The following is a 21,296-nucleotide window of genomic DNA, read 5'->3' on the forward strand; positions in this document are numbered from 1 at the left end:
GGGAATTCGTGGGTCATCTGGCTTGAGCTTGAACGTTTGTAGGGCGCCGCTGCTTGGGCAACCGACGATCCGCCGCCGCAGTCGGATCCTATAAAGGAATTGACTGCGGCGGCGGTCTATACCGCCCGTCCGCCTGTCGTCGTTTTCCGCAGTGAACCGCGTTGCTCCGCCGCAGTGGATTTGACTGCGGATTTCACATCAGTGTCCCCTGATATCGGCGTCGGTAACCGGCTCGCCAACGCAGATGATCTTCCTCGTGCGCCCGTTTCGCGTGTCCGGAACTTCCTTCACGATCAGCGCGCCTGCTTGGATCCAGGCCGTCAACATCCGACGGATCTTTGCTCGGTCGTGGTTCTGTGCTGGGGTGCGCTCCGGTTTGGTCTTGGTCCTTGCAGCATCGAGACCGAGCGTATCGGCGACGACAAACCCGACCCAACCGCTTGCATGCTCACTCTCGGAAGGCGGTGTATCGCATGCGGCAATGGCCCGCTGCACCCTTTGCAGATCACCTGGCGTGATGCCGTCCCAGACGTCTGGTGGCTGCCATGCGGTGCACACCCCCACAACATCGCCTTGTTCCCAGACGTCGCGACCATTGTTCAGGGGGATGCCAATCATCCTGCGCCATTCGGCACGCTCTGGCGGGGCAAGTTTTGCCTTGCCCATGACGACACGGAAGTAAGCTGAGGCTTCCTCGATGCCGAACCGCGCCGCTTCGTCTGGCTTCATCCGGATCAGTTGCCGTGCAGATCGAACGCCATCTATGACTGCCCCGGCGCCACGCGCGGCGAGGATACCCATGTCCTCGCCATGTATCGCCCCGGCTTTGCTGACATGATGGACAAGCTCCACAGCGCATCCCGTGGCATCGGCGATCTTGCGCCATGTGGCGACAACCGCATTCATGGCAGTCGTGTCATTTTCTGGCACCTGGTGCGATGTCACAAAAGGATCAACGATCAGGACGTCGACATTGGCCTGCCGAATAGCCGCCTCCAATTGCTTCGCTACTGGAGCTGCGATCCTGATCGATCCGCCCGATTGCTTGACCAGGGTGATCGGCACATCTCTTCCACTATCCACCAGAAGTCTGCCGCCGATCTCACCCGGGCCTATTCGATAATGGATGCAAGCGGCGGCAATGCGGCGCTCGAGTTCCTCCTTCGGATCCTCGCCATTCCAGACCCAAACACGCAAAGGGGAAGGTGGCGCGCATCCCAAGAGCGGCAGGCCAGTCACCATAGCCAGAGCTTCGACCAGCACCATGGACGATTTGCCGACGCCGCCGGGTGCAACAGTCATGGAAAGAAACCCCCTGATGAGATGTCGGCCAAACAGCCATTCGCGCGGCGGGATATCTTCGGGACGACGCCAGACAAGTTCAGACGCTCGGATTGTTGTTCCAGCAGGACCCGAGACCTCGTTCTCATAGGCCTCGACAGGCGGAAAGGGGCGTAGTGGATCAAGTGGCTCAGATGGCATTCATCTTCCCTCGTGGCGGGACCTTTCCGCATCGGAATGCGGCAAGGAAGAGTTGGTCTTTCCCAGGTCATTGACAGTCATGGGAACCTTGGAATTTTTCTGCGGGTTGCCGATGGGCTTAGCCGTGACGCTTTGACAACAGCCGCTCGATCAGTCTGTCGATATCGGACTCCGCAAAGCCGATGCTCCGCTGGCCCAGCGGGATCGGCTTGGGAAACTCCGGGTCATCCCGCATGGCGCGGTACCAGGATGACCGGGAAAACCCGGTACGCTTCAGCACTTCAGGCGGGCGAATGATGCGATCTTTTAGCATGCGAAACTCCATGGTCTGGTCGTCAGTGGGTCTTGATCGGTCTTGAATGCAGGTCTGGGCGCAGCCATCCGTGACGGCTGCGGTGAGCGGCGAGTTGTTGTCGGATGTGTCGGAGACGCGGCTCAGGCCTCGGTGGAGGCTGGCTCTCGTAGAGGCTGCCTTTCCCCCTCAGCTCGCTCGAGGAGCGGTGGAAGACTCAAAACGAGGAAGGCTCCGAAGGATCGAAGCGATACGGTTAGCCCTGTACGAAAAGTGCATCGAGCGGCTGCCAGCCAGCTGGGACAGCACCTTGATGCGACGCGAGCTACGCTCCGCTGGCAAAAAGGCAACCGGTCAGCCGAACGGTGGTGTCTTCCTACGGTCGGCCGAGGCCCATGAACAGCTTGTTAAGCCGCCCGCTGTTTAGGCTTGCGGTTTTGTTAAGCGCCCCGGACCCTGTGAGCCTCGCGTCCCCGCATGGTAAAACCACTTGGGAAGAACCTATGGGGGTGGGGGCCACATGGAAAAGCCCGCAACCAATTTGGCGCGGGCTTCATCATCTGGGCACGGTTATAGATGATACTGAGAATCATACGTTCCGGGGTCATAACTGTCAATCCACATCTTGTGCCTGCCGATTCACGTGCAACGAATTGTTGTTCGAGCACTTTGGGCGAAGGCCTCTCATGAGCCTCTCCAAGGCGCCGCGTCAGAGGTGTCGCCGCCTTGAAACGGGTCGCGTCTCGTTCAAACACAAAGTTGCTTCGGAAGGCAGCGCGCGATCTCCCGGATCGGCGAGCTCTGCCATAACTTCACCATCCGGATCACGTTCTAGACGTCCGCCCAGCGGTTCGATTTGTCGGTCATCGGTCCTCCCTCAGAGACCGACCCGCCGCAGTCGCAACGCGTTGGAGATGACCGAAACCGACGACAGGCTCATGGCAGCTGCAGCGATCATCGGCGAGAGCAGAAGGCCGGTGACAGGGTAGAGCAGTCCTGCCGCAATTGGCACGCCAAGGGCATTGTAAGCGAAGGCGAAGAACAAGTTCTGCTTGATGTTGCGCAGGGTGGCGCGAGCGAGTTTACGCGCCCGGACGATGCCCATCAGGTCGCCGCCCAGCAGAGTTATGCCGGCGCTTTCCATCGCCACATCTGCGCCCGTTCCCATGGCGATGCCGACGTCCGCGGCGGCCAGCGCGGGCGCGTCGTTCACCCCATCGCCCGCCATCGCGATTTTGTGGCCCTCTCGGCGCAACTGGTCGATCAGGTCCTTCTTTGCTTCGGGCAGCACGCCTGCGCGCACTTCGTCGATCCCGAGCTTGCCTGCCACTGCCTGCGCCGTGCGCTCGTTGTCGCCGGTCGCCATGATGACCCGCAGCCCCTGGGCATGAAGTTCGCGGATCGCCTGTGCGGTCGAGTCCTTGATCGGGTCGGCAACCGCCACGATTCCGGCTACCGCGCCATCGAGAGCGACGAACATCGCCGTCTTGCCCTCGGCGCGCAGGGTGTCGGCGTGGGCTTCGGCGGCGCCCGTGTCCAGACCCATCTCCCGCATCATTGCCGCGTTGCCGAGCGCCACCGCACGCCCGCCGACCTTGCCGCGGACGCCCTTGCCGGTGACGGCAGCGAAATCGGCGGCGTCCCGGCGCGTGGCGCCCTGCGCCTCGGCCCCCTCGACGATCGCTTCGGCCAGAGGGTGCTCCGAGCCGCGCTCCAGCGCTGCGGCCAGCGACAGCAGGTCGGTTTCGGCGATGTCGTCAAGCGCCACAACGTCTGTAAGCTTCGGCTTGCCCATGGTCAGCGTGCCTGTCTTGTCGACGATGAGCGTATCGACAGACGCCATACGCTCCAGCGCCTCGGCGTCCTTGATCAGCACGCCCGCCTGTGCGCCGCGCCCCGCTGCCGTAGTGATGGAGATCGGCGTCGCAAGGCCAAGCGCGCAGGGGCAGGCGATGATCAGGACGGACACCGCCGAAGCGATCGCGAACACCAGCGCGGGTTCTGGGCCGACGGCCAGCCAGACGATGAAAGCGACGACGGCGATGACCACGACCGTCGGCACGAATACCGCCGACACCCGGTCGGCCAGCCCCTGGATCGGCGCGCGGGACCGCCGCGCGTTCGACACCATCGATACGATCTGCGCCAGCACGGTATCGGACCCGACCTTGGCCGCCTCGATCACCAGAGAGCCGTTCTTGTTGATCGTGGCCCCGGTCACACTGTCGCCCGGGCCCTTCTCCACTGGCATGGACTCTCCGGTCAGCATGCTTTCATCGAGGGACGATCGGCCTTCGATCACTGTGCCGTCGACCGGGACAGCATCGCCCGGGCGTACGCGAAGCCGATCGCCCTCCATGATGTTGTCGAGCGGCGCGTCGTATTCCGTGCCGTCCGGCAGGACGCGCCGTGCGGTCTTGGGTGCGAGATCGAGGAGCGCGCGGATCGCGTCACCGGTGCGTTCGCGCGCCCGCAACTCGAGAACCTGACCCACGAAGACCAGCGCCACAATCACGACCGCCGCCTCGAAATAGGTGCCGACGCCATGGCCCATTCGATACTGTTCGGGAAAGACACCCGGCAGGAAGGTGGCGACGATCGAGTAGACGTAGGCCGCCGCCACGCCGAGGCTGATCAGCGTCCACATGTTCGGGCTGCGGTTCAGGATCGAATCCCAGCCGCGCCGGAAGAAGGGCAAGGCAGCCCAGATGATGACCGGCGTGGCCAGCAGGAACTCGAGATAGCTGGCCGTCTGATGCCCGATCCAGTCGCGCACCGGCAGGGCGACCAGTTCGCCCATGGTCAGGATGATGAGCGGCACTGCGGCGGCAGCCGAGATCCACATCCGCCGCGTGAAGTCAGTCAGCTCCTCGCTGGGCTCGTCCGAGGGGACCATCGGCTCCAGCGCCATGCCGCAGATCGGGCAGGACCCAGGCGCGTCGCGCACGATCTCGGGATGCATCGGGCAGGTGTACTGGACCTTGGCCAGAGCGGCTTTTTTCCGCCCGGCAGCGCGGCCCGAGGCGTAGAACCACGGATCCTCTTTGAACTTCGTCTGGCACTTCTCTGAGCAGAAGTGGAACGTCTCGTCCTTGAATTCGGCGCGACGTCCATCGGGATTGACTGCAACCGTCATCCCGCAGACCGGGTCCGTTGCGGTATGCGCCCCCGCCGGAATGACGGGCGCTGCGTGATGGTGATCTTGCTCCATGGTCTGCCAGCCTTTCGGTATTTCGTTTCGGCTTGCAACCTCCAGCGGTTGGAAGGTCAATCCCTTTTCAATTTTGGTCGGGAACGCACTCTTCAGGCCTTCTCCGTATCGCCACCCAGAGCATCGGTAGGCCCGTCACGAGGCCGAGACCAAACACTGCCCAGGTCCCGCGCCCAAAGTCTCCGCTGACCGCCTCGCCGCCGAAATGGGCGAGCAGGAAGCTAGCCGGAATGATGCCGGCCAGCGTCGCGAGGGCGAACCGCCAGGCGTGCAGGCGACTGAACCCCGCAGCGTAGCTGATCATGTCGAAAGACATGAACGGCATCAGGCGGCTGGCGAAGACCGTCGCGGTCAACGCGGTCTGCGAGCCGAGCAGCCCGGCATCGACGCGGTCACCAAAGACCCGTCGCAGGGCATCATGTCCCAGAACTCTCGCGAGGCCGAACGCGATCAGTGCCCCGAGTTCGGCGCCAATCACGACCTGCACCGTTCCCCAGACATGCCCGTAGGCCGCACCGGCGACCAGGGCGATGGGCGCGCTCGGGATCGGGCTCGCCACGACCGCGAGTGTCATCAGCGTGACGATCAGGACCGGCCCCCAGAGACCCGCCCGCGCGACCAGCGTCTCTAGCCGCTCTCCTCCCATCAGGCCGCGCAGATCGGCGAATACCGCAGGTGCGAACTGCCAGACACCGAGCAGCCCGATCCCGAGAATCGCAAGCGCCGCAAGAATGGTGGTGCGCAAAGTCATCTCAGATTGCCGCGATGGACTTGGCCAGAAGGTCGCGCACATCGCCCGCAACGGCCGTCAGGTCGGCATTCTCGATCGCTTGCATCGAGGCCACCGGGTCGATGGCGCTGACCTCGACGCCATCCTCAATCTCGCGCAGGATGACGTTGCACGGCAGCATCGCGCCTACCCGTGGCTCGATCCCGATGGCGTGATACGCCATCTTCGGATTGCAGGCTCCGAGGATGCGATAGGCCGCCATGTCGACATCGAGCTTCTTTTTCATCGTCGCCTTGACGTCGATCTCGGTCAGGACGCCGAAACCCTGATCCGCCAGCGCCTTGCGCGCACGAGAGTCAATGTCGTCGATACTTGCGCCAGAGATCACGCGATTGATCGTGTACATTACGAAGTCCTTTTTTCTCATTCCCGAAGATATTTGATCAGCGCCTCTATGGCCAAAAGCACCAACACAAGGATCAAAAGGCCAAACGGCCAGCCTACCCCCACCCCGAAACCCATTCCGTAGCCGATGTCGTTCCAATTCGTGTTCCCTTGCTTAAGGGCAGTTGCTGCACGTTGCTCTGCGTTGTCGGCTATTGCAGCAACATTGGGTAGCAAGGCATATCAGAACTGATTTGCGTCGACATCGACGATGGACAGTCATTGTACATGAACGAGGTCGCGCAGCGCACCGGCTTTGTGTTTTCGTTACCTTCTCCGCAAGGTGAGCCAAATCAGCAGCGAGATGCCGAGTGTCGCCGAGAGCGCCGATCCGACGAGAATACCCAGCTTTGCTGCATTTAGGACGGAACTTTCGAATGCGAGTCCGGCGATGAACAGCGACATCGTGAAACCGATTCCCGCCAGAAACGAGCCAGCCACAACGAACGGCCAAGACAAACCCGGCGCGAGGAGCGCCAGGCCGGATCGGACAGCAATCCAGCTGAACCCGAAGACACCGATCGGTTTTCCCAACACCAGGCCGACAATAATCGCAAGGGAGACCGGTTGTGCAAAATCCGCACCCTGAATCGTGATGCCGGCATTTGCCAGCGCGAAGATCGGCATGATTGCAAAGCCGACCCAAGGGTGCAGCATCATCTCGAGACGCTCGACTGGTGAGAGCGACTCGGTGACCGCTGTGCCGGCTTGACGCAGGTCGCGGTGGCTTGCGGCATCTCCTTGTCGACGATCGCCGGGCGAAACAGCTAGTACTCGCCCGAGGATCGCCCGCAGGCGGGCATCGCTCACCCATATGCGCGTTGGCGTCATCAGGCCCAGAATGACACCTGCAATGGTCGCGTGGACGCCGGAGGCGTCGAAGCAAAGCCAGACCGCCACTCCCATAAGGAAATACACCGGCACACTTCTGATCCCGACCCGCGAGGCGCCTGCGACGATACCTATCCCCAGACAGCCCAATGCGAGAGTCGACCACTTCAACGCCTCACCGTAACCGAAGGCGACCACGAGGATCGCACCGACATCGTCAAAGATGGCCAGAGACAGCAGGAACAATCGCAAGGTGGGCGGGATCCGGCTTCCGAAGAGCGCCAAACACCCGATCACGAAGGCCGTATCGGTTGCCATAACAGTTCCCCAGCCGTGCATACCGGGCTGGCCGGACATCAGCATAAGATACAGAGAGACCGGCACGATCATGCCACCCAAGGCGCCCATGAACGGCAGGGTGGCCTGTCGAGGGTTTCGTAATTCGCCAAGCACCAACTCGCGCTTCAGTTCCAGAGAAAGCACGAAGAAGAAAAGAGTCATCAGACCGTTGTTGATCCAGTGCCGCAGAGTATGGGTGAAATCCAACGAGCCGAATGTGAGGCCGATGGGGGTCTCCCAGAAACGAAGAAAGCCTTCTTGCCACGGCGAGTTGGCCAGCCCCAAAGCCAGCAGAACAGCCAGGAGCAGGAACCCACCAGCTGCCGCTTCGATCTTCAAGAAGCGTGCGAATGGTTTCGTTATGCTGTCGGCGGCCTCATGGGGCAGGCCTTGATGAGTATCGATCACGGGAGAAGCATACCTTTTCGGGTCGTGATCAGGATGCCGATAGCAGATGGCAGGCGGAAGACGATGTGATTTACCGCTCCGAACACGCCGGCGAACACAATCAGAAGCGTGCCGATCTGCAGGGCGTTCATCGGGGCCTACGTTTTGCTGCCCGACGGTTTCCTGGCAGGTTCGGTCGTGCCATCTGGCTCGGCTCCACCCCAGCGAGGGATGGTTAGCTTGTTGTCGGGCCGGCGCCCGGGAAGCCGTCTGTCACCGGCTGTATCGGACGCATCAGCACCTAGACCCAAACCCGTTCCGGCATGTGTGTCGTAAGATAAGCCACTCAAATCAAAACCGGGTCGGTCGATCTTTTGAGCGCCGTCGTCGGGTGCTTGCGGTTCTTCTTTTACGGCCTTCCCGAGCTTGTGTTTGCCGGTTTCGTCAAAGACCTCCGGGGACCGGGACTTAGGTTTTTCGTGATGTTTCATGGTTTTCCTCCTTATGTGGGTAACGGGGCCTGCTCTCCGAACTTGGTGCGTGCACCATCTTGGCCTGAACCAGGCGCGCCATCTGCAGAGTCACCCCCTGCGAACCGAATTTCCCCCAGCAATGATCCTTCGGATCGATGCTGCCGCAGCCTTGTGCCTTTCGACATCGGCCGCGGATCCAACGGCGTTCTCGTGGGTGGTAGCGGCATCCGTCAGAACACCCACGATCTCTTTCTCGGGCAATATCCCGGCGTCGTTAAGTGCGAGGAGCAGGGCCTCGCAAACTGAGAGGGCTGCCATGCCTGAATAGGTATGATCGTCCGTCATGAGGTCTTGACCTTTCCGGCATGTACGACGCCGAAAGGCGCCCGCTGCTTGCAGAGCAGACTGGCAAGGAATCTGCTATACTGCGCTGATCCACATCAGTCGTCGCTGCGACTACTTTAGCTAAGGGTTCGTCAGCCGCAGTGAGGGAACAAATGATCGAAAACACTCCGATTGTCCGAAAGCTGGGCGCATTCGTCGCCCTGTCGGACCCTGAATTGTCGGTGCTTGCGTCTTTGCACAAGCGCCGCCGCACCTTTGTGGCCGGGCGGGATCTTGTTCATCAGGGGCAATCGGATCAGGCCGCTTATATCCTCGCCTCTGGCTGGGCCTGTTCCTACAAGCTTCTTGAGGATGGTCAGCGCCAGATCGTGGATTTCCAGATCCCCGGCGACTTCTTGGGGCTGCGCAGCGTCCTGTTGTATGTCTCGGATCACAGCATCGAGCCGGTGACGGACATCGAGGTGACAGAAATTCATGTCGCCGACCTTCTAGACGCATTTGCGCGCACGCCCCGGCTGGCCACCGCGTTTCTATGGGTTGCCTCCCGGGACGAGGCCATGGTGGTTGAGCATCTGGTGGATGTTGGGCGTCGGAACGCCGCTGAGCGCACGGCGCATTTCCTTCTGGAGCTGGGGTCGAGGCTGGCGTTGGTCGGCATGGGAAGCAGGGAAGGATACGGCTGCCCGCTTACCCAGTATCATTTGGCGGATGCGCTGGGGCTTAGCGCGGTTCACGTGAACCGAGTCCTGCGGCAGCTACGCGAGAGCGGATTGGTGACTTTTCGTGACGCTCACGTGGAATTTCATGATTATGGCCGGTTGGCGGATTTCGCCAACTTCGATCCGGAATACCTGGATCACGCGGGGCCTGTGCTTGCCTGAAGCCGGAGGAGACGCAGCTCGGAGATCAGATGCGGCCAAGCAGCATAAGGATGACCACGATGATGAGGATCGTGCCTAGGACACCTGTCCCGGCATGTCCGAAGCCATAGCCGTAACCCCCGAAGCGCCCGCTGAACCCGCCGAGCAGAAAAATGACAAGAATTATGACCAGAATTGTACCAAGCGACATATTGCTTTCTCCTTTGTCGGCGCGTGCCCGATAGGGGGTGCGCTTCGGTGGTGACCGTGTCCTTACGGGGCGCTTCAGTTGCCCTTGATGCTGACACCGTCTTCGTTGATCTCGATATCGATGCCGCTTTCGCGTTCCTGATAGTACAGATAGCCTGCCCCGATGAGGCAGGCGGCGAGCACTCCGATCAGCATGAGAAGCGAGTTCCGGCTCATTTACATGCCTCCTGCCGCCATTCGGCACCTGAAGAGAAGGCGGAGGCATGCCAGAGCACGGCCTTGCTACCAACCCAGATACCCTGAAGAAATGGCACGCGCAAAGGACAGGGTTCTTTAGGCGTCACGGATCGTATCCTTGATGCCGCCGACCGCGTTCTGGACCTTGCCCTCGACCTTGTCGGCTCGCCCCTCCGCTTCGAGTTTCTCGTCGCCAATCGCTTTGCCAACTGCAACTTTGGCCTTACCTTTGAGCAGCTTTGCGGAACCGACTATGCGATCCTTGTCCATTGCATTCCCCTTTCCAACGCTTGTGGCCGCAACAACGCATGATGACCAAGAGTATCCTGCAACTACTACCTCGATCTTGTGCTGATTAAGGTCAGCGCGTCGGCGTAATCACGATTTCGACCCGGCGGTTCTGGGCCCTGCCTGTAGCAGTGGCGTTCGTCGCGATTGGTTCGTAGAAGCTTCGTCCGGAGTAAGTTATCCGCGACGAGGAGACGCCGTCCCTGATCAGGATGCGCGCAACGGCTAGCGCCCGATCCTCGCTCAACTGTTGATTGTAGGCGGCAGAGCCTACATTGTCGGTATGACCCACGACACGGACCGTCGAGTTCGGGTGCGCGTTCAGCGAGCGCGCGACTTCACGCAGGGCTGGAAGGAAGGCGGAAGCCACCGTAGCGGATCCGGTCGTGAAGGTCACGCCTTCGGGCAGGATGACGCGCAACTGGCTGCCGGTATTGGTGATGACTGCGCCGCTGCCCGCCAGTTGTTGCTTCAACTCGCGTTCCTGTTGCGCAATATTCGCCCCGATGGCACCGCCCACCGCAGCACCTATTGCTCCGCCGATGATGGTGGAGCGCGTGTCATCTCCAATGGCGTTTCCAATGGCCGCTCCTGTCACACCACCGATGATTGCACCCGTTGCCGGCTGGTTGGCCGTTCCATCGTTGTAGGTGCAGCCGGTCAGAGCGATGACGGTTGCGGCTGAGGGAATTCCGGCAATCTTGATCATGGAACTTGTCCTTATTAAGGGAGCCTTTCCAGAAGATGACGTGGTGCCATGTTCCGAACCCGGCAATTGAGTCTTTTTCGCTTGTCGTTCCAAGAGCCGCACTAACCCTGATTAGCCCCTGGAAAAGAAAGCTGTCGCGTCGCCAGACCCAATTGACGCGGTTACGCTGTGATCCCAGGCCATGGCGGCGGAGAATTAATGGTCCGCGACCAGGATTGCCCCTGAGAGTCTCCAAATAGCCAAATAAAAGTCGGGTGGCACGGCCAGAATGACCGGCCACCCGAAACGTCAAATCGGCACCGCATTAAATGGCTTCGAAGAATTGAATGGGAAACCCTGAATTGGTTCCCCGTCTGCATCGGCCCGGCTTGTAAGGCCGGGCAGACACGTCGTTACATCACGCGAGAGCGTGAGTCGCAGCGTCGAGGGACTTGTGTGTTTCGGCGTCGTTGTTGGCCGTATGGGCCTTCTCGGCCGCCTGGTAATGCTTCAGCGCCGCATCTTTCTTGGGGCCCGCGGGCGCGTTGTCCCACGCGGCCTTCACGGTTTTCATCTTGTCGGCAACATTGGCCGATTTGTTGGTTTCGGGTGTCATTGGATTGTCCTTTCCTGGACGGTCCGGAAACGAGAAACACGCAGGACATGGGGACGAGGGAACAGCTTGCCCCACGTGTTTCAGGCTCACTCGGACTGGTAGATGCCCACCGATGTTCGGCGGACGATCAGACTATTGCACCGCCGTCATCGAGCCATACTGATGTAGGTTGGTCTGGAGCCGCAATTCCCAGTAGTTCCGGTTGGTCGTACACAAAACGGCGGAGTTTGGCCGAGGTCTGCTTGACGATTTTCCGCGCCGCTCCACCCAGTGTTTCGCGTTTGGCAGCCGATGACTTGGAAATAGGCCCAGAAATGGCGGATAGAGGAAAAGTTAAATCAATATTAGTATCGCCAAGTGCTGTTTGAGCTCCGCCGAATTGATCCAGAAGCCCCGGCATTGCTGTGTTCTCGCTGTGGACCGGGGCATTGAACTCAGTAATGCCGCCTCGCTTCACGAATTCCGCCAGCACTCTGACCTGCCCCAATCGAGTGATCCGGTTTCAATCTTGGTACATGACGGGCCTCGGCGCTAGGGCGGGCGTGGTCGGCGAAGCGGCTCCGGATGGCGAAGCCGGCCATGAGACGACATCGGGAGCCGGCGGTCGATAAATCAGCGAGGAGTGCGGGCGCTTGGTGTTATAGTGCCGACGCCAGCTCTCAATCACGATTTTCGCCTCGGCCAGACTGTAGAAGATCTCGCCATTGAGAAGCTCGTCCCTGAGCTTTGCGTTGAAGCTCTCGCAGTATCCGGTCCCCCAAGGCGACCCTAGCTCGATGTACGCGGTCCTGGCTCCGACGGCGGCGATCCACTCTCTCACCGCCTTCGCCACGAACTCCGGGCCATAACCTGTCGGCAGCGCTTCTTCCCGACGTAGGACGTTGTCGGACCTGATGTGACCCGTGACGCCGCGCAGGATAAACTGGTCCGACATAATGTCGATGACATCCGCCGATCGATATGGATCACCAGGCACTCCCGTGTGAACTCGTCGATCAGGTTGAGCATCCGGAACTTCCTCCCATCATGGGTCCGGCTCTCGACGAAGTCGTAGGACAAGACATGGTTGGGCTGCTCTGGCCGCAGACGGATGCACGATCCGCCGTTGAGCCAGAGACGGCTTCTCTTCGGTTGCCTTTGGGGAACCTTTAGCCCCGCCCACCGCCAGAGGCGTTCGACACGCTTCACGTTCACGGACCAGCCAGCATCGCGCAAAGGGGCGGTGATCCAGCGATAGACATACCGGCCATACTCCGAGGCAAGCGCGAGGATGTCGACGGTGAGCGCATCCTCGTCGGGACGCCCGCCCGGCACCTTCCGCTGGGTCGATCTATGCTAGCCGAGCACACGACAGGCAAACCGTTCCGAGACGCGGAACGTCTGCCGGACGTGGTCCACACAGGCACGACGGCGGGCGGGGTTCAGAAGTTTCGCTGGCGCAGACCTTCGGTTCCCGAGGCGGCCTCCTTGAGGATCAGCTTCTCCAGCATGAGATCCGACACAGCCTTCCGGAGCTGATCGTTCTTCGGGTCGAATCGCGAAGGACCGCTGATAGCAAAGCAAAGTGCAGCACTTGCTGCATGAGCTTCGCACGGGATTGCGCTCCGACCGCTTTGGGTTCGTAGCGGACCTTCCCAAGTTCACCCTTCGCGCACATCCCCGGTTGGCGTCTGCTGATGCGCCAGCCGTAGCCATTTGCCGTCGTCGTTCAGGTAGGTCGAGGTGCAGAGCGCCTCATAGATCGGCTCGTCGCCCCGTTCGGCAGAGACACGATAGGCCAACACGGCAATGTTGTTCTGTTGTGAGAGGTAACGCTCGCTCATCACGACCGAACGCCACCGTTGGGCGACGTCTTTTTCTCTCCAGAGCGCATCGCCCTGAAGAATGCCTGCAGGGTACGGCAAGACGAAGACAGCGCCTTTTGCCGTGGCGTGACGCGCACTGTCAGCGCCTTGTGTCCAGAAGCGTTCTTCCAGATCCCAGAGGGTGTCATCTGCAGTCATTCAAGGCTCCTTTCAAGATTGGCGGTTGTGCTGTGTGATGGCTGTTTCGCGCAGGGGCACATCTCACTGGCCTTGTGCGAGCATGGCGACCCAGCCAACGAACAGGGCTGCCGCGATGATCCAGTAGAATGGGGATCCCTGCGGCGGCAGCGCAAGCTTGGCCGAAGTGCCGTCCTGGGGCGAGCTTGCCGTCGTCGCCCGCCTCGGCAGCAGGGCAAGAAGACCCGAGACAACCCTGCTCCGATCCGGAACAGGGGTCGGTACGTCATGAAAACGTGTCATCAGCGCCTCCAACCTTTGCCTTGCCGCCGCTACGGGCAGCCTGGAAAGCTCCGAGGCTTCGCTCCATGGGTCGACGCCGAGCCGGGCGAGCATCGACAGAACGGTGACGCTGCTTCCGCGTCGATCTTCACCAAAGGGCGCGTACAGAAACGGCTCAAATTGCGGGTCTTGTCCAAGTTGCGTCGGGGCGTAGGCCATTGCTGGATCCTTGCTTGCGCCGTTTGCATGGGCCGGATTGGCCGATGTCATGGCGCCGGTCGAACCAAAACGGGCGGGTGCCACACCTTTGGTAACGACCAACATGACGGAAAACGCGCCGCGTTGTGCTGACGCAGATCAATGTGGGTCCATTAGTTCAGGCGCAGACCTACGTTGCGAAAGTTGTAGGTGTCACCGCGCCTTTGGTGGCGGGAGTCGCTCACGGCAAAGTGAACCCATTGGCGGCGCGCCTCAAGGTGTCGCTGACTCAGATTAGTGCGCCGGACCTCCGTCTGCGGCAGGCATGATCCTGTCGCAAGTCCAGACGACGCAACAATTGGGGAGGTGCCAAATGATAGGCTATGTCGCCAATATCGAAGACCTGACGGAAAAGAACACCGATTTCCGGCGCGTGCTCTATTCAGGATCGAAGCTGCAGCTGGTCCTGATGTCCATCAATCCGGGTGAAGAAATCGGCGGCGAAATCCACGCCGATACCGACCAGTTCTTTCGCATCGAAGACGGCAAGGGCATGGTCGTGATCGAGGGCGTGACCCACAAGGTCAAAGCCGGCGATGGCATCGTCGTGCCGGCGGGGGCGCATCACAACGTGATCTGCACAGGGCATGACGTGCTCAAGCTCTACACGATCTACGGCCCTCCGCATCACCGCGACAAGCTGGTTCAGAAAACAAAGACCGAGGCGGATGCCGCAGAAGAAGCTTTCTCGGGCGAGACCAGCGAGCAGGCGCCCGAGGTCGTTCGGGTCTAGGCCAATCCGGCCGGCCACCTTGCGCTTTGCCAGCCCCGCGGCAAGCGCCGTGGATTGGCATCCGAACCACTCGAAACCAATGGAGGACAACATGGGAAACGACAGCAAGACAGCCAAGGGCGCATCCGCTGCCAGTGAATACGATGCGATCAGCGAGCAACTGGCCGCCCTACGGGAAGACATGTCCCGGCTGGCAGAGACCGTCAGCGCCATCGCGGAACGTCGTGGCAGAAGCATGGCCGCGGACATCGCGGAAGGCCTTAGCGAAGCGAGGCATTATGCCGTGGCGAGGGGTCGCTCTGCCGAGGAACAGCTGGAGGAGTCCGTCGCGGCACACCCTTTGATGACGATCGGCCTCGCGGCGATGGCGGGGTTTCTGGTGGGCGCCCTGTCGCGACGTTGATGGGTATTCTCGATGAAATGGTACACAGCATTGGCCGAGACGTCCGGATGGACGTTCGGAAACTGCTGTTGCCGGTCCTGCTGGCCCTGGCCGGTGGACTGATCGGTGCCACTGGCGTCGGGTTCCTGACGGCTTGGGCCTATCTCACGCTCGGCGCGGCCATCGGGCATGGATCCGCGGCACTCGTGATTGGCCTCGGATACCTTGTGCTATCAGCGGGCCTCGTGCTCCTCGCGCAAAGGCAGTTGTCGAAACATGACCCGGATGACCCGTCGATGAAGCAACCCGGGGCACAGGGAAAGGAGGCAACCGATGCCGCCTCCGAAATCGCCTTCACCGCAGCGTTCGTCCTGGCCCGATACTTGGGCAAGGAAAAGCGGGACTGACAGTGCATGTGCGGTCATCCAACCGGGGGCGAGAGCTCCGGCGCTCTGCCAGCGGCCTATACCCCGAACGGCAATCCCATCACCCGGCTCTCATACAGGGCGCGACTTGACGGACCACCGGCTCCGGCCTGACCCCCGCCGGGGTGGCTCGGTGCAAGGAAATGTCCCGCATTGATATGGATCAGCGAAGAACCTCTCTCAACCATTGTATTATTCAAGGATTGAGCTCGCTTGCGCGCCATTCCGTCGCGATGCTCAGGAGCGGCCGATAAGGAGTCTCGATGCTCAACGATCCCTACGAAGCCCTCGGCATCAAGAAGACCGCAACGGCCGATGACATCAAGAAGGCGTATCGCAAGTTGGTGCGCACCAGCCACCCGGATCTTCACCCTGATGACCCCGACGCCGAAGCGCGGTTCAAGGCCATCTCCGGCGCCTACGACATCCTCAAAGAACCCGAGACCCGGGCGCGCTACGATGCCGGCGAGATCGACGGCCTCGGCGCAGACCGTGCTCAGCGCGAGTATTACCGCGATTTCGCAGATGCGGCGGACAATACCTACCAGCAAAGGCGCGGGTTCGGACCGAATGCGGATCCGGCGGATATCTTCGCGGAAATCCTGCGCAATCGCGCGCGGCAGCCCGGCAATGATTTTGGCGGCGGCGGGTTTTCGGCGGCCGGCACGGACCTGCGCTATTCGCTCGAGGTTCCCTTCTTGGATGCGGCGCGGGGCGCCGAGACGCGGATCACCTTGCCGGATGGCCAGAGCCTTGCGGTCAGGATCCCCCAGGGCACCGAAGACGGCCAGACGCTGCGGCTGCGCGGCAAGGGGGCGCCGGGCATGGGTGGCGGGCCTGCCGGGGATGCGCTGATCACCGTCTTCGTCCAACCTCATCCGGTGTTCCGGCGCGATGGCGACGATATCCTGCTGACGCTGCCGATCACCATCGATGAGGCCATTCTCGGCGGCAAGGCGCTGGTTCCGACAATCGACGGTCGCGTCAGCCTGACAGTTCCGCCGGGCGCAAATTCCGGCCAGGTGCTCAGACTGCGTGGACGTGGCATTGCGCATCCGCGGGGCAAGACGAAAGGCGACCAGAAGGTCGAGCTTCGGATCGTCGCTCCGCCGCAGACCGATGACGGCCTGCGCGATTTCCTCGCCGAATGGCGCAAGACACACGCCTATGATCCGCGGGTCGACCTGATGAAGGGGGCCGGGACATGACAGACCTGTTTACCGAGGCGGACGTCGTCGCCACCGTAACGCGGCTGACGCGCGCCCAGCTTTACCAATTCGTGCAGAGCGACCTCGTACGGCCGCAGCGTGACGCAAGCGGCTATGTCTTTCGACGCGTTGACATCGCGCGCCTGGAACTGCTTTGCGACCTCTCGCAGGATCTCGAACTCGACGAGGCGGGGCTCGGCGTCGTGATTTCGCTCATCGACCAGTTGCACGCCGCGCGCCAGGAACTGGCAACCCTTGGTCGCGCGATAGATGCTCTGCCAAAAGACCTGCAAGCCAGGCTCAGGGACGAGCTGGGGCGGCTGTGAATGGTCTCTTTCGGCATCCAGATCCACGGCCTGGTCGTTTGCCTCGGAAACCCGGCAACGGAATCGCGGGCTGGAGGAGATCCCGCTCGACGCGATTGCGACCGCCTCCTGATCCGGCGGGCGACGTGGTGTACGTGGACGGCAATGTGGCGTCCGATGCGAGCTGTTGCCGTGCTGGTCGTCGTCACGCCCTGTCCGCAGGTTCTGGCCGTGCCCGTCGCCCTGCCGGCCCGCCTCTCGCGCGCGGCGCGTCGCGCTGAAGGAGCCGGCGGCTCCGCCACCACAGCCTGTCCTCTCAGTATAGGCCAACATTGGACAAGGAACCAGGCCATGAGCCGCCTCACGCATTCCGAAATTCACATGGTGCATCGCATCGGCTGGCTGCGGGCGGCCGTTCTCGGGGCCAACGACGGTCTCGTCTCGACCGCGAGCCTGATTGTGGGCGTGGCGGCGGCCGGATCGGGAAAACCCGAAGTGTTGATCGCGGGGCTTGCCGGGCTCGTGGCCGGTGCGATGTCCGTGGCGGCGGGCGAATACGTCTCGGTCAGTTCTCAGACCGACGCAGAGCGAGCGGACATCGCGCTAGACCCGAGAACTCGAGGAAACGCCGGAGACCGAACTCGATGAACTGACCCGGATCTATGTCGACCGCGGGCTCGACAGCGACCTGGCCGCGCAGGTGGCCCAACAGTTGACAGAACGCGACGCGCTCGGATCGCATGCCCGTGACGAACTCGGCATATCGGAAACCGTGACAGCGCCCGATCCAGGCGGCGCTGGTATCGGCGCTTACCTTCGCCATGGGCGCCGCACTTCCGCTGATCGTTACGCTGATTGTGCCGGAAGCGCAGATCGGTCTTCTGGTGGCGGCCTCGTCGATCGTTGGCCTCGCGATCCTCGGTGGATTGGGCGCGTCTGCTGGCGGAGCCGGCATGGTTCGCGGAGCCTTAAGGGTCACGTTCTGGGGGGCGCTGGCCATGGCCGCGACAGCCGCCATCGGGGCGGTGTTCGGGGTTGCCGTGGGGTAGCCGCTTTGGTCTCCGGATAGAGATGGGGTGGCCGTCGCCACTGGTTTCTTGTCACGAAAGCTCGAGCCCTGCACCGGCAAGTTAGGCATGGAATGATCGAGCGTCACCAACCCACACGCTCGATTACGGCATAATGACGCCTGCCGCTGGTGCGCAGCCCTTCACTAGCGATACAGAAGCCGCGTGATGCGGCGGACAGCAACACGTCGGTTCACCCTTTCAGCCTCCTGGGTAGGAACCTGCAGAAAGCTCTCGCCATAGCCTTGAACGACCATGTTTTCGGTGGGAACCCCGAAATACTCGCTGAAGGCCAACGCCACCGACTCCGCCCGCCGATCCGACAGAAGCAGGTTGTAGCCTGCGCTTCCCACCGCATCGGTATGGCCTTCGACAAGGAATAACTCGGTCGGATCCTTTGCGATCAACTCGCGCATCAACAGACCCATCTCCCGCAGTTGTTCTGCCTGCGACGGCTGAAGCGCGGCAGAGTTCGTCGCAAAAGTGATGGCCTGCAGGTTGATCATAGGCGCCAGTGCGCGCACTTCGGCATATTCCCGCACCTGGCGCAGGCTGAAACTGCGACCGATGTAGCGCCTCTCGGCGGCAAGTAGTGCCAGGCGCAGGCTTTCAGCGTCGGATGCCTCCCGATAGTCGTAAGCGTCCTGGGCAGGACTGGGCAACTCCTGGACGTTCACGGGCTCGAAGGTGCGGGTGTCGTCGATCATCAGATATTCGCGCCCGTCCGGGTCGATGCGCACGCGGCGCAGCGCGCGTCCCGTGGAATCGCGGATGGTGACGATTCGGGTGCCATCGGCACGCGTCACCATGGTGCGGGTCGAACCATCGTTGAAACGTTCCGTGCGCACTTCCGATCCGGGCTGGCGAAGCAGCGCATCGTCATCTTTCAGAACCCGGAAGGACCCGTCGTCCTACGTCACGATCACCCGATCGCCGGTGTTCGTCTCTACCCGTTGACCGTTGGACAGGATCGCCCCGACAGCAACAGCGCCCAAGAAGATCAGGCCCGCCTTTTCAAGATCGGTCAGACCGGTGTCGGGCTGCGCCATCGCCGCATCGCTCGAGGCGGTGGCGCCTGTCTCTTCGCCCGCGGTTTCCTCAGCCGGGTTGATTTGGTCGAATTCCTCGTTGCTGGAGCGGTGCGTGCTTTCCGTGACGGTCTCCGTGATCACCTCGACCTGCGCCTCGGTCCCAGCGTCGGACCCGGCCGCAATCGCCGCAATGGCGTCGGACGTCAGCGCATCGACGCACCGGATAGTTGCGTGCGCAGCGATGACCTGGGCCGGGCAGTCGTCCGTGCTCGCGGCAGGAGCGGGTCGTTCAGACGCTGCGTCGGTAGTGTCTTCTACCGTTTGTTGGTCGCCAGCAAGGGTGTCTGCTTCTGTTGCGGCCTTGGCGTCCGCCATATCCTTTGCCTCGGCCTCGGACCGGGCTTGCTCATCCCCGACAGCCGCGGCTTTAGAATTCACCTCGGCCTGCGCATGTGCGGCAGCTTCGGCCCTCGCTTGCGCCTCGTCATCCGCGGTTTGTGCAGCGGCAGCCGTGGCGGCCTCGGCTTCGGTATCAAACCGCGCTTGCTCGGCGGCGGCGGCCTCGGCTGATTCCGCGGCCTGTGCAGCCGCTTGTGCCTGAGCAGCCAGCATTTCGGCGGTTTCAGTCGCCACCCTGGCCTGGTCTGCGGCGACATCCGCCTGGCGGGCAAGCCTCGCTGCCTCTGCCTTGGCCTCACCTTTTTCATAGCCCTTGGCCTCATCCACCAGTTTTCCCGCAGCCTCGGCTTCGATCACCGCCTGTCCGGCTTTGTCGGTCGCTGCTCGGGCTTCGACATCGGCCTTTGCCCGAAGGTCGCGGATCAGGGCTTCGCAAGCGCGCGGATCTGCAACCATTGCCTCGGCGCAAATCTCTTCGAACGAACGGGCCTCTATACGGTCGCGACGCTCCTTCCGATCCGACATCGCTCCGTTTTCGTTATCTTTGGCGCCCGTAAGGGCCTGCGCCGAAGCCGGCAGCGGTTGCATCAGCGACAACATCGCGAGAATTGCCGTAGTTGTGTTGCGCGATTTGGAAGTCATCATCTCGACTCTCCTAGAATGTTGCGACTGTCTGAAAACCCTATGGTCATCGTGGCGGGCCTTGTCCTGCATCTGGTCCGGATGCGGCGCGTCCGTGCATCCAGGCACCACGCGAAGACCGGAAACGAAACCTCACCCGATTATCCCAATATCCTGGAACGCCTCCTTCAAGGCTGATCTGGGTTTGTTTCTGGGCCATTTTGTTGGTCGCGGTTCATCACGCCACCAAGACAGATGCAGCAACAGCCTGGGGGAAAGCGACGTCAGAAGGAATCACGTCGAACGACCTATCGGTGCGCCCTTTGTCAACATGTCCTGATGACACTTGGACAGCCGAGGCCGGTTTTTCGGTTCCGGGCGAGACATGCCCATCGAATGTCCGTGACCCTAACCTGTGTCAGCGCGCGATGTGCACCTGACTGGTAGGTGGAAAGCAAGAACTGGATCGCGACGAGGCGATGGCCTGCTTGCCAGCACTCGAACACACGACATCCAGCGTCGCACCTTGGAGCGTGAAGGATTACAAGCCATGACATCCGTCAAACATCTTGCCAGGAAGGTAGCAGAGACGACCGACCTCGAACGGCGTGTGCTTGCCCATGAACGGATCTTGCAGGCACTGATCGCCTACATGGCCCGTACCGAGCCGCGTTTCGTCGACCACCTGCGGGAACGGTTCGTAGAACCGATGAGATTGACCCAGCATGAACACGACTACCGCGAAACGGACGACTACGCGGAAGAGTTCATACGTGCCGTGATGCTCCTGGGAGAAGCGCGCGCGCCCTTCGTAAAGGAGCCCGATATAACCGGCAATCAACCCGTGCCACTGAATAGCACAGGGGAACAGGGGGCTTCCAAGAACCGGCCACCGCAGTGCGGTGAGGTTCGGGTGCGCGAAAGAAATGGCATTTGGGAGGTGCAGGTCGATGGCGAGTTCCACGGCGACTACCACAAGAAGGAACATGCCCTTGCAGCTGCGGCCTTGCACAAGTTGTCCCTGCAATGATTGGTAGCAACCACCCGACAGTCCCGCCGGAGTTTGCGATCCGGGTGGCCGAGAACGAAGGCATGCCGACGAGACCGAATTCCAGAGGCGCCCCGCCATCGGTGGTGCGCACCCGACGGCTTACCGGAACGCTCACGCTT

Annotated in this window: 27 protein-coding genes and 2 pseudogenes; 8 read left to right on the forward strand and 21 right to left on the reverse strand. The window is 61.5% G+C overall.

Going from position 1 to position 21,296, the window contains the following annotated elements; all coding sequences use genetic code 11:
* Positions 1-198 precede the first annotated feature (198 nt).
* The 10 genes from ACSBLW_RS09235 to ACSBLW_RS09280 all read right to left on the reverse strand — a co-directional run bounded on the left by ACSBLW_RS09235 (position 199) and on the right by ACSBLW_RS09280 (position 8,534).
* Positions 199-1,482, reverse strand: a complete 1,284-nt coding sequence (locus tag ACSBLW_RS09235) for an AAA family ATPase (protein WP_435259920.1) — start codon at positions 1,480-1,482, stop codon at positions 199-201.
* 118 nt (positions 1,483-1,600) lie between these two features.
* Complete coding sequence (locus ACSBLW_RS09240; protein ID WP_435259921.1) at positions 1,601-1,795, reverse strand: helix-turn-helix transcriptional regulator; 195 nt, start codon at positions 1,793-1,795, stop codon at positions 1,601-1,603.
* 856 nt (positions 1,796-2,651) lie between these two features.
* Positions 2,652-4,985, reverse strand: coding sequence for a heavy metal translocating P-type ATPase (locus tag ACSBLW_RS09245; protein ID WP_435260083.1), 2,334 nt, complete (start codon positions 4,983-4,985; stop codon positions 2,652-2,654).
* 67 nt (positions 4,986-5,052) lie between these two features.
* Positions 5,053-5,736: a TVP38/TMEM64 family protein gene (locus ACSBLW_RS09250; protein ID WP_435259922.1), complete on the reverse strand. Its 684-nt coding sequence runs from the start codon at positions 5,734-5,736 to the stop codon at positions 5,053-5,055.
* A gap of 1 nt (position 5,737) precedes the next feature.
* On the reverse strand, positions 5,738-6,142 hold the full coding sequence (locus ACSBLW_RS09255; RefSeq protein WP_435259923.1) for a DUF302 domain-containing protein: 405 nt from the start codon (positions 6,140-6,142) through the stop codon (positions 5,738-5,740).
* Positions 6,139-6,336, reverse strand: coding sequence for a hypothetical protein (locus tag ACSBLW_RS09260; RefSeq protein ID WP_435259924.1), 198 nt, complete (start codon positions 6,334-6,336; stop codon positions 6,139-6,141). Before ACSBLW_RS09260 ends, ACSBLW_RS09255 begins: the two co-directional genes overlap by 4 nt.
* A gap of 90 nt (positions 6,337-6,426) precedes the next feature.
* On the reverse strand, positions 6,427-7,737 hold the full coding sequence (gene nhaA / locus ACSBLW_RS09265; protein WP_435259925.1) for a Na+/H+ antiporter NhaA: 1,311 nt from the start codon (positions 7,735-7,737) through the stop codon (positions 6,427-6,429).
* Positions 7,734-7,868: a hypothetical protein gene (locus ACSBLW_RS09270; RefSeq protein ID WP_435259926.1), complete on the reverse strand. Its 135-nt coding sequence runs from the start codon at positions 7,866-7,868 to the stop codon at positions 7,734-7,736. Before ACSBLW_RS09270 ends, nhaA begins: the two co-directional genes overlap by 4 nt.
* Before the next feature lie 6 nt (positions 7,869-7,874).
* Positions 7,875-8,207, reverse strand: a complete 333-nt coding sequence (locus tag ACSBLW_RS09275; protein ID WP_435259927.1) for a hypothetical protein — start codon at positions 8,205-8,207, stop codon at positions 7,875-7,877.
* A gap of 90 nt (positions 8,208-8,297) precedes the next feature.
* A complete protein-coding gene (locus ACSBLW_RS09280) occupies positions 8,298-8,534 on the reverse strand; it encodes a hypothetical protein (protein ID WP_435259928.1) in 237 nt (78 codons plus the stop codon).
* 152 nt (positions 8,535-8,686) lie between these two features.
* Between ACSBLW_RS09280 and ACSBLW_RS09285 the strand changes: the two genes are divergently transcribed.
* Positions 8,687-9,415 (forward strand): Crp/Fnr family transcriptional regulator, encoded by a 729-nt coding sequence (locus tag ACSBLW_RS09285; protein WP_435259929.1) that lies wholly within the window; start codon positions 8,687-8,689, stop codon positions 9,413-9,415.
* Between the two features lie 25 nt (positions 9,416-9,440).
* Here ACSBLW_RS09285 and ACSBLW_RS09290 read toward each other — a convergent pair whose 3' ends face one another.
* The 9 genes and pseudogenes from ACSBLW_RS09290 to ACSBLW_RS09330 form a co-directional block, all read right to left on the reverse strand.
* On the reverse strand, positions 9,441-9,605 hold the full coding sequence (locus tag ACSBLW_RS09290; protein ID WP_075786270.1) for a DUF3309 family protein: 165 nt from the start codon (positions 9,603-9,605) through the stop codon (positions 9,441-9,443).
* 74 nt (positions 9,606-9,679) lie between these two features.
* The gene (locus ACSBLW_RS09295; protein WP_435259930.1) at positions 9,680-9,820 is read right to left on the reverse strand and encodes a hypothetical protein; all 141 of its coding nucleotides are present in this window, start codon (positions 9,818-9,820) and stop codon (positions 9,680-9,682) included.
* Between the two features lie 117 nt (positions 9,821-9,937).
* A complete protein-coding gene (locus tag ACSBLW_RS09300; RefSeq protein WP_435259931.1) occupies positions 9,938-10,111 on the reverse strand; it encodes a CsbD family protein in 174 nt (57 codons plus the stop codon).
* A 91-nt stretch (positions 10,112-10,202) separates the two neighbouring features.
* The gene (locus tag ACSBLW_RS09305; protein ID WP_435259932.1) at positions 10,203-10,838 is read right to left on the reverse strand and encodes an OmpA family protein; all 636 of its coding nucleotides are present in this window, start codon (positions 10,836-10,838) and stop codon (positions 10,203-10,205) included.
* Positions 10,839-11,235: 397 nt separating this feature from the next.
* Positions 11,236-11,433 carry a hypothetical protein gene (locus ACSBLW_RS09310; protein ID WP_435259933.1) on the reverse strand — a complete coding sequence of 66 codons (198 nt, stop codon included), beginning with the start codon at positions 11,431-11,433 and terminating at the stop codon, positions 11,236-11,238.
* Positions 11,434-11,560: 127 nt separating this feature from the next.
* Entirely contained in the window at positions 11,561-11,905 is a 345-nt protein-coding gene (locus ACSBLW_RS09315; RefSeq protein ID WP_435259934.1) for a hypothetical protein, read from the reverse strand.
* A 30-nt stretch (positions 11,906-11,935) separates the two neighbouring features.
* Positions 11,936-12,959 (reverse strand): annotated as a pseudogene (locus ACSBLW_RS09320) (IS3 family transposase); the annotation flags it as partial.
* A 114-nt stretch (positions 12,960-13,073) separates the two neighbouring features.
* The gene (locus tag ACSBLW_RS09325) at positions 13,074-13,436 is read right to left on the reverse strand and encodes a hypothetical protein (RefSeq protein WP_435259935.1); all 363 of its coding nucleotides are present in this window, start codon (positions 13,434-13,436) and stop codon (positions 13,074-13,076) included.
* Between the two features lie 63 nt (positions 13,437-13,499).
* Positions 13,500-14,021: a hypothetical protein gene (locus ACSBLW_RS09330; RefSeq protein WP_435259936.1), complete on the reverse strand. Its 522-nt coding sequence runs from the start codon at positions 14,019-14,021 to the stop codon at positions 13,500-13,502.
* Positions 14,022-14,268: 247 nt separating this feature from the next.
* Here ACSBLW_RS09330 and ACSBLW_RS09335 point away from each other — a divergent pair, with 247 nt between their 5' ends.
* The 6 genes and pseudogenes from ACSBLW_RS09335 to ACSBLW_RS09360 all read left to right on the forward strand — a co-directional run bounded on the left by ACSBLW_RS09335 (position 14,269) and on the right by ACSBLW_RS09360 (position 18,057).
* Positions 14,269-14,688 carry a cupin domain-containing protein gene (locus ACSBLW_RS09335; RefSeq protein WP_435259937.1) on the forward strand — a complete coding sequence of 140 codons (420 nt, stop codon included), beginning with the start codon at positions 14,269-14,271 and terminating at the stop codon, positions 14,686-14,688.
* A gap of 91 nt (positions 14,689-14,779) precedes the next feature.
* Positions 14,780-15,091 (forward strand): hypothetical protein, encoded by a 312-nt coding sequence (locus tag ACSBLW_RS09340; RefSeq protein ID WP_435259938.1) that lies wholly within the window; start codon positions 14,780-14,782, stop codon positions 15,089-15,091.
* The gene (locus ACSBLW_RS09345; protein ID WP_435259939.1) at positions 15,091-15,477 is read left to right on the forward strand and encodes a phage holin family protein; all 387 of its coding nucleotides are present in this window, start codon (positions 15,091-15,093) and stop codon (positions 15,475-15,477) included. The genes ACSBLW_RS09340 and ACSBLW_RS09345 overlap by 1 nt, the downstream gene beginning before the upstream one ends.
* A gap of 281 nt (positions 15,478-15,758) precedes the next feature.
* Entirely contained in the window at positions 15,759-16,703 is a 945-nt protein-coding gene (locus ACSBLW_RS09350; protein WP_435259940.1) for a DnaJ C-terminal domain-containing protein, read from the forward strand.
* A complete protein-coding gene (locus ACSBLW_RS09355) occupies positions 16,700-17,029 on the forward strand; it encodes a chaperone modulator CbpM (protein ID WP_435259941.1) in 330 nt (109 codons plus the stop codon). The genes ACSBLW_RS09350 and ACSBLW_RS09355 overlap by 4 nt, the downstream gene beginning before the upstream one ends.
* A 330-nt stretch (positions 17,030-17,359) precedes the next feature.
* Positions 17,360-18,057, forward strand: a pseudogene (locus tag ACSBLW_RS09360) (VIT1/CCC1 transporter family protein).
* Between the two features lie 164 nt (positions 18,058-18,221).
* Here ACSBLW_RS09360 and ACSBLW_RS09365 read toward each other — a convergent pair.
* Both ACSBLW_RS09365 and ACSBLW_RS09370 read right to left on the reverse strand, forming a co-directional pair.
* A complete protein-coding gene (locus ACSBLW_RS09365) occupies positions 18,222-18,923 on the reverse strand; it encodes an OmpA family protein (RefSeq protein ID WP_435259942.1) in 702 nt (233 codons plus the stop codon).
* Between the two features lie 63 nt (positions 18,924-18,986).
* On the reverse strand, positions 18,987-20,150 hold the full coding sequence (locus ACSBLW_RS09370; protein ID WP_435259943.1) for a hypothetical protein: 1,164 nt from the start codon (positions 20,148-20,150) through the stop codon (positions 18,987-18,989).
* Positions 20,151-20,676: 526 nt separating this feature from the next.
* Here ACSBLW_RS09370 and ACSBLW_RS09375 point away from each other — a divergent pair.
* The gene (locus ACSBLW_RS09375; protein WP_435259944.1) at positions 20,677-21,156 is read left to right on the forward strand and encodes a hypothetical protein; all 480 of its coding nucleotides are present in this window, start codon (positions 20,677-20,679) and stop codon (positions 21,154-21,156) included.
* Positions 21,157-21,296 lie beyond the last annotated feature (140 nt).

It is taken from the genome of Thioclava sp. FR2 (assembly GCF_051200875.1).
Lineage (GTDB): Bacteria > Pseudomonadota > Alphaproteobacteria > Rhodobacterales > Rhodobacteraceae > Pseudotabrizicola.